Annotated in this window: 9 protein-coding genes; 8 read left to right on the plus strand and 1 reads right to left on the minus strand. The window is 32.3% G+C overall.

From position 1 onward, the window contains the following. The coding region (locus tag N4A42_RS12175) for a hypothetical protein (protein WP_294074380.1) at nucleotides 1-671 on the plus strand (671 nt) is incomplete at its 5' end. A gap of 63 nt (nucleotides 672-734) precedes the next feature. Here N4A42_RS12175 and N4A42_RS12180 read toward each other — a convergent pair. After that, a complete protein-coding gene (locus N4A42_RS12180) occupies nucleotides 735-3,497 on the minus strand; it encodes a pitrilysin family protein (RefSeq protein ID WP_294074382.1) in 2,763 nt (920 codons plus the stop codon). A 251-nt stretch (nucleotides 3,498-3,748) separates the two neighbouring features. Here N4A42_RS12180 and N4A42_RS12185 point away from each other — a divergent pair, with 251 nt between their 5' ends. From N4A42_RS12185 to N4A42_RS12215, 7 genes are all read left to right on the plus strand, one after another. Then, complete coding sequence (locus N4A42_RS12185) at nucleotides 3,749-6,607, plus strand: pitrilysin family protein (protein WP_294074384.1); 2,859 nt, start codon at nucleotides 3,749-3,751, stop codon at nucleotides 6,605-6,607. Nucleotides 6,608-6,745: 138 nt separating this feature from the next. Continuing rightward, nucleotides 6,746-7,513, plus strand: a complete 768-nt coding sequence (locus N4A42_RS12190) for an AAA family ATPase (RefSeq protein WP_294074386.1) — start codon at nucleotides 6,746-6,748, stop codon at nucleotides 7,511-7,513. Beyond that, nucleotides 7,513-8,415, plus strand: coding sequence for a ParB/RepB/Spo0J family partition protein (locus N4A42_RS12195; protein WP_294074388.1), 903 nt, complete (start codon nucleotides 7,513-7,515; stop codon nucleotides 8,413-8,415). The genes N4A42_RS12190 and N4A42_RS12195 overlap by 1 nt, the downstream gene beginning before the upstream one ends. Continuing rightward, nucleotides 8,405-8,995, plus strand: coding sequence for a DUF5683 domain-containing protein (locus tag N4A42_RS12200; RefSeq protein ID WP_294074390.1), 591 nt, complete (start codon nucleotides 8,405-8,407; stop codon nucleotides 8,993-8,995). The genes N4A42_RS12195 and N4A42_RS12200 overlap by 11 nt, the downstream gene beginning before the upstream one ends. A gap of 2 nt (nucleotides 8,996-8,997) precedes the next feature. Next, the gene (gene dapB, locus N4A42_RS12205) at nucleotides 8,998-9,702 is read left to right on the plus strand and encodes a 4-hydroxy-tetrahydrodipicolinate reductase (protein WP_294074392.1); all 705 of its coding nucleotides are present in this window, start codon (nucleotides 8,998-9,000) and stop codon (nucleotides 9,700-9,702) included. A gap of 13 nt (nucleotides 9,703-9,715) precedes the next feature. Next, nucleotides 9,716-10,072 (plus strand): four helix bundle protein, encoded by a 357-nt coding sequence (locus N4A42_RS12210; protein ID WP_294074394.1) that lies wholly within the window; start codon nucleotides 9,716-9,718, stop codon nucleotides 10,070-10,072. Nucleotides 10,073-10,106: 34 nt separating this feature from the next. Further along, a partial coding sequence (locus tag N4A42_RS12215; protein ID WP_294074396.1) for a DUF5684 domain-containing protein occupies nucleotides 10,107-10,331 on the plus strand: 225 nt, incomplete at its 3' end.

Below are 10,331 nucleotides of genomic sequence, written 5' to 3' on the forward strand. Positions count from 1 at the left end.
AAAAACTAAAAAGATTAGAACATCTAAATATAAATTTCTCAACTATTATAGACAAAGAAGCTTTTTTTGAAACATTAGCATTACTTCCTAATTTAAAAAGTTTAGAGTTATGGTCTGTTGATTCAGAAACCAAACTTCCTAATTCTTTTTTGAAACTAAAAAAATTAGAACACTTTACCTTACTAGGCTCTGAATTTGATTTCAAACTAGTATACAAACTTAAAAGCATCAAAGAATTAGAGCTAAGGCTTTCTTGTTTTCAAACCTTCTCACCTGAGATTAAAAATTTAAAAAAACTAGAGAAAATCTCTATTACTAACAGCCATTATTTAGGCAATTTACCACTTGAATTTACGCAACTAAAAAACTTAAAAAGTTTAGAAATAGATTATTTTGGATCAGTTCATGGATACGGATACAAGATTGACACTGATAGTACATATAATATAATCAGCAAACTTAAAAATCTAGAAAGATTACATTTAGCTGATTATTTTGAATATTTATACCCTTTTTGGAATAACCCTAACTTAAAGTATTTTAAGTTTAACGAAAACTTTCCCAATCCCGAATATGAAAACCTAAAAAAAATTAAACATAAAATTATTATTGATGTAGGATGGAAATGTCATAAAATGAATGAAATTAATCCTAACATTGTTTGTGACTAAATAATAAAAAAACACAAAAAAGCCCTTAAAAAAGGGCTTTTCAATTATTAAAATCGAGATAAATTAATCATCAACTTTATCTTTGTTGTCTTTAATTTCATACTCTTTAAAGTCTCCTCCATTAACAACGGACCATTCTTTCATCTCTTTAAAATAGGTTTTAATAGCCTTGTTCACATCTTCTACGGTTAAGCTTTTTACTTTATCTTCAATATTTCTTTGAAACATCATATCTCTGTCATAGTAAAGGTTATTGTTTATAGTACTCGCTAATTCATTATCCTTTGCTCTAGAAACACTTTGTGCTTGTACCCAACCTGCTACTGCATCATCTAACTCTTGTTGTGTAATCCCATCCTTAATAAAACGTGCTATTTCTTCTCTAAAACCTTGTTGCACTTTGGCTTCATTTTCTGGTGCGTAAATGGCGTAAATGTACATACCTGAGTTTTTATCATCTTTATCACCATCTACATTAACTCCACCACCTGCGCCATAGCTTACACCATCTTGCTGACGTAATCTTGTTGCTATACGTGAGTTTAAAAAACCACCACCAAATACAGATCCTGCAACTTGTAATGCTGCATAATCCTCGTCGTATTGGCTACATTCAAAATTTAAAAACCCTAATGTAAAGGCATTTTTCTTGTCTGGAGTATTTACCTTTTCGTTAGCTGGATTGTTTGCAGCATAAGGATCTTTAATTTCAGCATATGGTAAGCTAGACTTAAAATCAGTATATTCTTTTTCAAAATAGCCTTTTAATGCTTTTTCATCAATATTTCCAATAGCAATCAGCGTAGCATTATTAGATATTCCATAAAAATCATCATAATAAGCTTGCATATCTTTTATGGTTACATTATTGATAGCTGCAAGCTCTTCTTCCATACTCATATTGTATAATGGATGCCCTTTTTTATAACGTTGATTAATCTCTCCCAAACGCTTTTGTACCAAATACTGAGGTTCAGTTTTATTACGCTCTATATTAGCAATGTCTTGAGTCTTTAATTTATCTAACTCTTCTTGGTTGAATGCTGGTGTTTTTAACATCTCAGTCATTAGCTTTAAAGTTTCCATTAAGTGTTCTTTTGTAGATGTAACATAAGCATAAGTTCTACCATTGCTTCCACTAAAATAAATGCTAGATTTAAGTTCACTTAACTTATCTTCAATATCTTGTCTAGATTTAGACTTAGTACCTTTATTAAGCATTCTTGCTGTATAACTTGCTACATTTCCTTTATTCATTAAGTCATTAACACTTCCGTTTCTAAAGGTAAAATTGACATTAACCGTTTCACCTCTATTATCTTTTTTAATAAAACCATATTCAATACCTGTACTACCAATCATACCAGATTCTAAACGATTTTGAATATTAGCATAAGCTACATCAAAAGCTTCACCTGCACTTAGAGCTTCTTTACCCTTATAATTACTTACCAATTCTTCTAAACCTTCAGTATGAGGAATCTCGATACGCATTGGCTGTTTTGTTGGAATAAAATTACCTACGGTTCTATTGGTTTTAATAAAATAGTTGCTTAATACTTCATTAACTTGCTCTAGAGTAGCCGCTTCCACGCGATCTCTGTGAATAAACATTAACCTCCAATCTCCTGCACCAATAAACTCACTGGTAAATGTCCCTAAAAACGATGAGTTTCTCACCATCTGATCCATTTGCTTAACAAGATTGGCTTTGGCACGTTTTAACTCTTCCTCTGTAATTGGATTTTCTCTAAGTCCATCAAACATATTTAATAATGTAGACTCTGCTTCAGCTAAAGATTTATCTGAAGGTACATCAACATTAAAATACATAAAACCTGGCTCTTTGGTAAATGGAGAAAAACTCCATAAAGATGATGCTTTCTTACTCTCAACCAATGCTTTGTATAATCGACCAGAAGGTTGGTCTGTTAAAACATTTTCAACAATAGCTAAAGGTGCATAATCTACATGAGAACCTGCTGGTGTATGAAATAATGCAGACACCAACTGTAAATCTCCTACTCTACTCAACTCTACTCTTTTTTCTCCATCTTGAGGTGGTTCTATAGTAGGCACATCTTTTAAAGGAGTGTCTGGATTTTTAAGACCTCCAAACTTTTTTTCAATCAGTGCAAGAGTTTTATCGGAATCAAATTTTCCTGTCACCATCAAAACAGCATTATCTGGTCTGTAATACTTTTTGTAAAACGCTTTTAAGTTTTCAATCGGAACACGCTCAATATCTGATTTGTTTCCTATAGTAGATTGCCCATAGTTATGCCATAAAAATGCTGAACTGATTACTTTCTGCATTAAAACTCCTGTCGGAGAATTTTCACCAGATTCAAATTCATTTCTCACCACTGAAAACTCTGAATCTAAATCTTCTTTTGCTATGTAAGAGTTTACCATTCGATCTGCTTCTAAATCTAAAGCCCAATCTAAGTTTTCGTCTGTTGCATTAAATGTTTCAAAATAATTAGTACGATCATACCATGTAGTTCCGTTTGGTCTAGCACCATGAGCCGTTAGCTCTTTAGGAATATCAGGATGATTAGGAGTTCCTTTAAATACCAAATGTTCTAGCAAGTGAGCCATACCCTTTTCACCATAACCTTCGTGTCGCGATCCTACTTTATAGGTAATGTTAACCGTTATGGTTTGCGAGGAATTGTCTGGAAATAAAAGAACTTTAAGCCCATTGTCTAACATGTATTCAGTAATACCTTCAACTGAAGCGGTTTGTCTTGGCTGAGCTTCTACTATTACAGAGAATAATAAAGTCATAACCAACACTAATAAAGTGCGAAAATTAGTTTTCATGTTTTTGATTAATTTATTGATTATCGTAAAGTTACAGATTAAGAATTTAAATTGATGTTAAATTATTTGATTAATCTGCTTAATCAATTTCAAAAAATTTAAAGCGATAGAGAAAATTATTACAGCTTAAACAATATTCAACTAAAAATTTAGTTAAAACAATGTTATTTCTTTATCCATGAGTATTTTATATTTATTTTAGAGGAATTTTCTTATTTAACTTAAATTATTAACCACTAAACCATCAATCGATGACAACAAAACTATCTAAAGTGTTTAGCGCACTTTTTGTATGTTGTTTGTGCTGTAATTTTTCAATAAATGCACAAACAAAAACTCCCGAAAAGCAGATGTCAACATCTGTAGCTTCTGAGGCTTTACCAATTACATCAGAAGTAAAAATCGGAAAACTTTCTAACGGACTTACTTATTACATTCAAAACAACGGTAAGCCAGAAGATAAAGTAGAATTGCGTTTGGCTATAAAGGCAGGTTCTATTTTAGAAACCGAAGACCAACTTGGACTTGCTCACTTTATGGAGCACATGAATTTTAATGGTACAAAGCATTTTAAGAAAAATGAGCTTGTAGATTATCTTCAAAGTATTGGTGTAGAATTTGGTGCAGACCTTAATGCTTATACAGGTTTTGACCAAACGGTTTACATACTTCCTATTCCTAGCGATGATCCTGAAAAATTAGATAAAGGGTTTCAAATTCTTCAAGATTGGGCAGGTAACGCCTTACTTACAGGTAAAGATATTGATGAAGAACGTGGAGTCGTTATTGAAGAGTATAGAACACGATTAGGTGCTTCAACAAGAATGCAGTCTAAATATTTAGATAAAATAGCATACAAATCTAGATATGCAGATCGTTTACCTATAGGGACTTTAGAAAATCTTGAAAACTTTAAACATGAAAGCATTAGACGTTTTCAAGAAGATTGGTACAGACCAAATTTAATGGCAGTTATTGCTGTAGGAGACTTAGACGTAGAGACTTTAGAAAAAAAGATTAAAGAAAATTTTAGCGGTCTTAAAAATCCTAAAAACCCAAAACCAAGAGAGGAATTTTATTCTGAAAATCACGAAAACACCTTAGTTGCTATTGAATGGGATGAAGAAGCTACAGGTTCTCAAGTTCAGATTTACTACAAAGACAAAGGCAACCCTGAAAAAACCAAAACTATTACAGATTATAGAGACAATATAGTTGAAGGGCTTTTTGACCAAATGATAAATAACAGACTTGCAGAATATAGTAACAAGCCTAATCCTCCTTTTGTTTATGGGTTCTCTTACAAAGGTGGCATTATTGGTAATAAAGAAGCCTACCAATCGTTTGCAGCAACTAACGAAACAGGGCAATTAGATGCATTAAAAACTTTATTAGAAGAAAACGAGCGTGTAAAACGTTATGGCTTTAAAGCTTCAGAATTAAAACGTGCTAAAAAAGATTATTTAGCAAGATTAGAACGTCAGTTTAAAGACAAAGACAAGCGTGAGTCTGGAAGAATTGTAAACAGTTACATTCAGCATTTCTTACAAGAACGTCCTATTCCTGGTATAGAGTGGACTTTTAATTATGCGCAATCAGAACTACCAAACATTAATCTTAAAGAGGTAAATAGCCTAATTACAGATTTCTTACACGACGATAACCGTTTGGTAATTTTAACTGGTCCAAAAAAAGAAGGTCTTAAAAAAGTTAGCGAACAAGAAGTTATTGACTTATTAGAAAAAGTTAAAAAAGCAGACATTGAAGATTATAAAGACGAAGCGGTTAGAGAAGCACTAATGCCTGTAAAACCAGCAAAAGGTAGTATTACAAATAAAACTATTAATCACAAAGGGCAGATTAACGAAACTACAACATTGACGCTAAGTAACGGAGCAAAAATCACCTATAAAAAGACAGATTTTAAAAATGACGAAGTATTATTTGAAGCCTTTAGTTATGGAGGTACTTCATTATACTCTAACGAAGAACTAAAAGAAACTGCTAGTGCAAACCGTGGATTGTTTGAAGCTGGTATAGATGGTATTGATAAAAATGAAATGGCAAAAATGACTTCTGGAAAAATTGTAAGAGTAAGCCCTTATATTAGTGGTAACTCTGAAGGTTTCCGTGGTTCTGCTTCACCAAAAGATTTAGAGATGCTATTTCAAATGGTTCACCTCTACTTTACAAAGTTAGATAAAGATCCAGAAGCTTTTGCATCATACATTAGCAAGCAAAAAGCTTTTTTAGGTAATATTTTATCTAACCCTAACATTTCTTTTTCTATCGCATTAGGTGAATTTTTAAACGAAGGAAACCCAAGATATACAGGTTTCCCAGACGAAGCTGCTTTAGACAAAGCCAACTACGATTTAGCTTACGAAAAATACAAAGAACGTTTTGCTAATGCTGGTGATTTCCACTTTTATTTTGTTGGAAATGTAGATGAAAAACAACTCGCTGATTATGCTGAAACTTATATAGCTTCTTTATCTGGTAAAGATGAAAAAGAGATGTATAAAGTTCATGATTTTAGATCAAAATCTGGATCTCATGAGTTTATTTACAATAAAGGTACAGAGCCAAAAAGTATGGTACGATTAACATATACTGGAGAAACAACGTACAATGAAAAAGAAGCAAGAGCACTAAATGCTTTGGGTGAAATATTAAGCATAAAACTTATAGAAAAATTAAGAGAAGAAGAAGGTGGTGTTTATGGTGCTGGAGCAAGAGGATCTATGAGTAAAATACCATATGGTCGTTATAGTTTTAGTATTTCTTTCCCTTGTGGGCCAGATAATGCAGAAAAATTAGCTACGGCATCTATTGCTGAGTTAGATGAAATCATAAAAAATGGACCAACAGAAACAGATCTAGACAAAGTAAAGAAAGCATTATTGCTTACTAGAAAAGAAAAACTAGAACAAAATAGATTTTGGTTAAACACTATTAAAAATTCCGATTATAACAAAGGGGATTTAAACAGTGTCATCAATTATGAAGCTAACATCAATGCAATTAGCGCTAAAGATGTAAAAGATGTTGCTAACAAATATTTAACCAAAGGTTATATAAAAGCTATTTTAATGCCAGAAAAGGAATAGTAATACGCAAACAACTCATAACAAGTCGTCTAAAGATATTTTTAGACGACTTTTTTTATTTATGTTATGTTAACAACTTCGATTTTCAAAACCCATAATAAATTGTATTTTTAAACCCTTAACAAACCAAATCATTTAATGGGTAAAATCATTGCTATAGCTAATCAAAAAGGTGGTGTTGGAAAAACAACTACCTCAGTTAATTTAGCAGCTTCTTTAGGTGTGCTAGAGAAGAAAGTCCTACTTATAGATGCCGATCCGCAAGCTAACGCTAGTTCAGGATTAGGGATTGATGTTGAAACAGTTGAAATTGGTTCTTACCAAGTGCTAGAACACACTAAATCTGCTAAAGAAGCTGTAACTGCTTCTAATGCACCTAATGTAGATGTGATTCCTGCACATATAGACCTTGTAGCTATTGAGATAGAACTTGTAGATAAGGATGAGCGTGAGTACATGCTTAAAAAAGCTATTGATGAAGTAAAATCAGATTACGATTATATACTAATAGACTGTGCTCCTTCACTAGGCTTACTTACTTTAAATGCTTTAACAGCTTCAGACTCTGTTATTATACCAATTCAATGCGAGTATTTTGCGCTAGAAGGTTTAGGTAAACTGTTAAATACTATTAAAAGTGTACAAAAAATACACAATAAAGCGTTAGACATAGAAGGTATGCTGCTTACTATGTTCGATTCGCGTTTACGTCTATCTAATCAGGTGGTTGAAGAAGTGCAAAAGCATTTTAGCGATATGGTATTTGATACGATCATTCAACGTAATGTAAGATTAGGAGAAGCGCCAAGTTATGGTGAGAGTATCATTAATTATGATGTAAGTAGTAAAGGTGCTGTAAATTATTTGAACTTAGCTAAGGAACTGATAAAGAAAAATGAATTATAATGGCGAAGGCAACTAAAAAACAAGCTTTAGGAAGAGGACTTTCTGCTTTATTGAAAGATCCTGAAAATGATATAAAATCTGCCGATGATAAAAATGCAGATAAAGTTGTTGGTAATATTGTTGAATTAGACATTGATAGTATTGAGGTTAATCCTTTTCAGCCAAGAACCAGCTTTAATGAAGAAGCACTAAGAGAGTTAGCATCTTCTATAAGAGAGCTAGGTGTTATTCAACCTATTACTGTAAGAAAACTTGCTTTTGATAAATACCAATTAGTTTCTGGTGAACGTCGCTACAGAGCATCAAAACTTATTGGCTTAGAAACAATACCAGCGTATATAAGAATAGCCAATGACCAGGAATCTTTAGAGATGGCATTGGTAGAAAACATTCAACGTCAAGATTTAGATCCTATAGAGATTGCTTTATCTTACAAACGCTTAATTGACGAAATAGACCTTACTCAAGAACAAATGAGTGAGCGCGTTGGTAAAAAACGTTCAACTATTGCTAATTATTTACGCTTATTAAAACTTGATCCTATCATTCAAACTGGAATGAGAGATGGTTTTATTACTATGGGTCATGGTAGAGCTATGGTAAACATTGCAAGCCCAATAGATCAGCTCGAAGTTTATGAAAAAATTATTAGCAATAAACTTTCTGTAAGAGCCACTGAGCAATTAGTTAAAAATCTTATTTCCGCTAAGGACTCTATACCAGAGAGTTCTTCTACCGAAGTTCCTAAATACATTAAAAAAGGCATTAAGGATTTTTCAGATTATTTCGGTCATAAGATCGATGTTAAGATGAGTAGAAATGGTAAAGGAAAAATTACGATTCCTTTTCATTCTGAAGAGGATTTTAACCGTATAAAAAAACTAGTACAACGTGCTAAATAAACATCTATTATTCTGCATATTGTGTTTTTTTTCGCTTTCATTTTTATTTGCTCAAAAAGAAAATGATAGCACTAGCATTGCCTTAGATAAAGAACCTGTCCTTATAGAAAACCAATTATTTAAGAAGAAAGAGATTGATCCTTTAAGACCTTCTAAAGCTGCTTTTTATTCTGCTATTTTACCAGGAGCTGGACAGTTTTACAATAAAAAATACTGGAAGATTCCTATAGTTTGGGGAGCCATTGGCACTGGAGTTTATTTTTACTTAAGAAACGATAAACAATTTGATCGTTACAGAGATGCCTATAAAAGACGTTTAGCTGGTTTTACTGACGATGAATTTTATGGTGTGGTATCAAATGACGGATTAATTAGAGCACAAAAGCAGTTTAGGAGAAATAAAGAAATATCTTTACTTGTAACTATTGGTTTATATGCTCTAAATATAATAGATGCCAATGTAGATGCACATCTACTACAGTTTAATGTTGACGAAAACTTAAGCTTGAGTCCACATTATCAATATAATCAAATGGAAAACTCAGGAGATTTAGGCTTAACCGTAAATTTTAAATTCTAAATATGAATATAGCTTTACTTGGTTATGGTAGAATGGGAAAAAGTATTGAAGCTATAGCTCTTGAGCGTCATCATACAATTACTTTAAAAATTTCTAACGCAGCAGATAACTTTGATTTTTCTAATACAGATGTTGCTATAGATTTTAGCATACCAACTGCAGCAATCTCCAATATAAAAAAAGCATTAGACGCCAATGTTCCGGTAATATCTGGCACCACAGGATGGCTAGAGCATTATCAAGATGTTATTGATTATTGTAAATCTAAGAATGGTACTTTTTTGTATGCTTCAAATTTTAGTTTGGGTGTCAATATCTTTTTTGAAATCAATAAAAGACTTAGTCAATTAATGACTGGCACTGAAGGATACTCAACTGAAATTGAAGAAATTCATCATACTAAAAAACTAGATGCGCCAAGCGGAACAGCCATAACACTCGCTGAACAAATTATTGAAAATACAGCTTATAAAAACTGGACCTTAGAAGACCCAAAGTCAGATGAAATTCACATTGATGCCAAGCGTATTCCTGAAGTACCTGGCACTCATCAGATTACTTATAATTCTGATATAGATTCTATAAGTATTCAACACACTGCACATAGCAGACAAGGTTTTGCTTTAGGAGCTGTAATTGCAGCAGAATGGATAAAAGACAAAAAAGGCATCTTTAGTATGAAAGATGTATTGCGAATTAATGTTTAATGTTGATTGATAAATGAAGAATGATCTAAAGCATCGAACTAAGGTATTTGCTCATAACGTAATTAAGTTAGTTGCTCAATTACCTAATGATTATCTATCGAATCATATTAAAAAGCAATTAATTAGATGTACAACGTCTGTGGCAGCAAATTATAGAGCCACTTGTATAGCACAATCTAAACCTAGTTTTATTTCAAAAATTAGTATTGTTATAGAAGAAATAGATGAAAGCCATTTTTGGTTAGAGTTCATCAAAGACGAAAACTTATTACCCATAGAGAGTTGTAAATCTTTGTTAAATGAAGCAGATGAGCTCACAAGGATTTTTATTTCATCAAGAAAAACTGCAAATTTGAACCTTAAAAATTAATCAATTGTCATTAGACAATAATCAATTATAAAGTATGACTTGGACAGAATGGTTTATATTTTTACTGATTTTACAAGTAATTCACGGCTTAGGCACTTGGAAACTATACGTTAAAGCAGGCAGACAGGCTTGGGAAGCTTTTGCTCCTGTATACAATGCCGTTGTTCTTATGAAAATTATTTCTCGTCCTTGGTGGTGGGTTATTTTAATGTTTTTACCAATTGTGAATCTAATTATGATTCCTGCCGCTTGGGTAGAA

This window comes from Winogradskyella sp., assembly GCF_025210595.1.
Lineage (GTDB): Bacteria > Bacteroidota > Bacteroidia > Flavobacteriales > Flavobacteriaceae > Winogradskyella.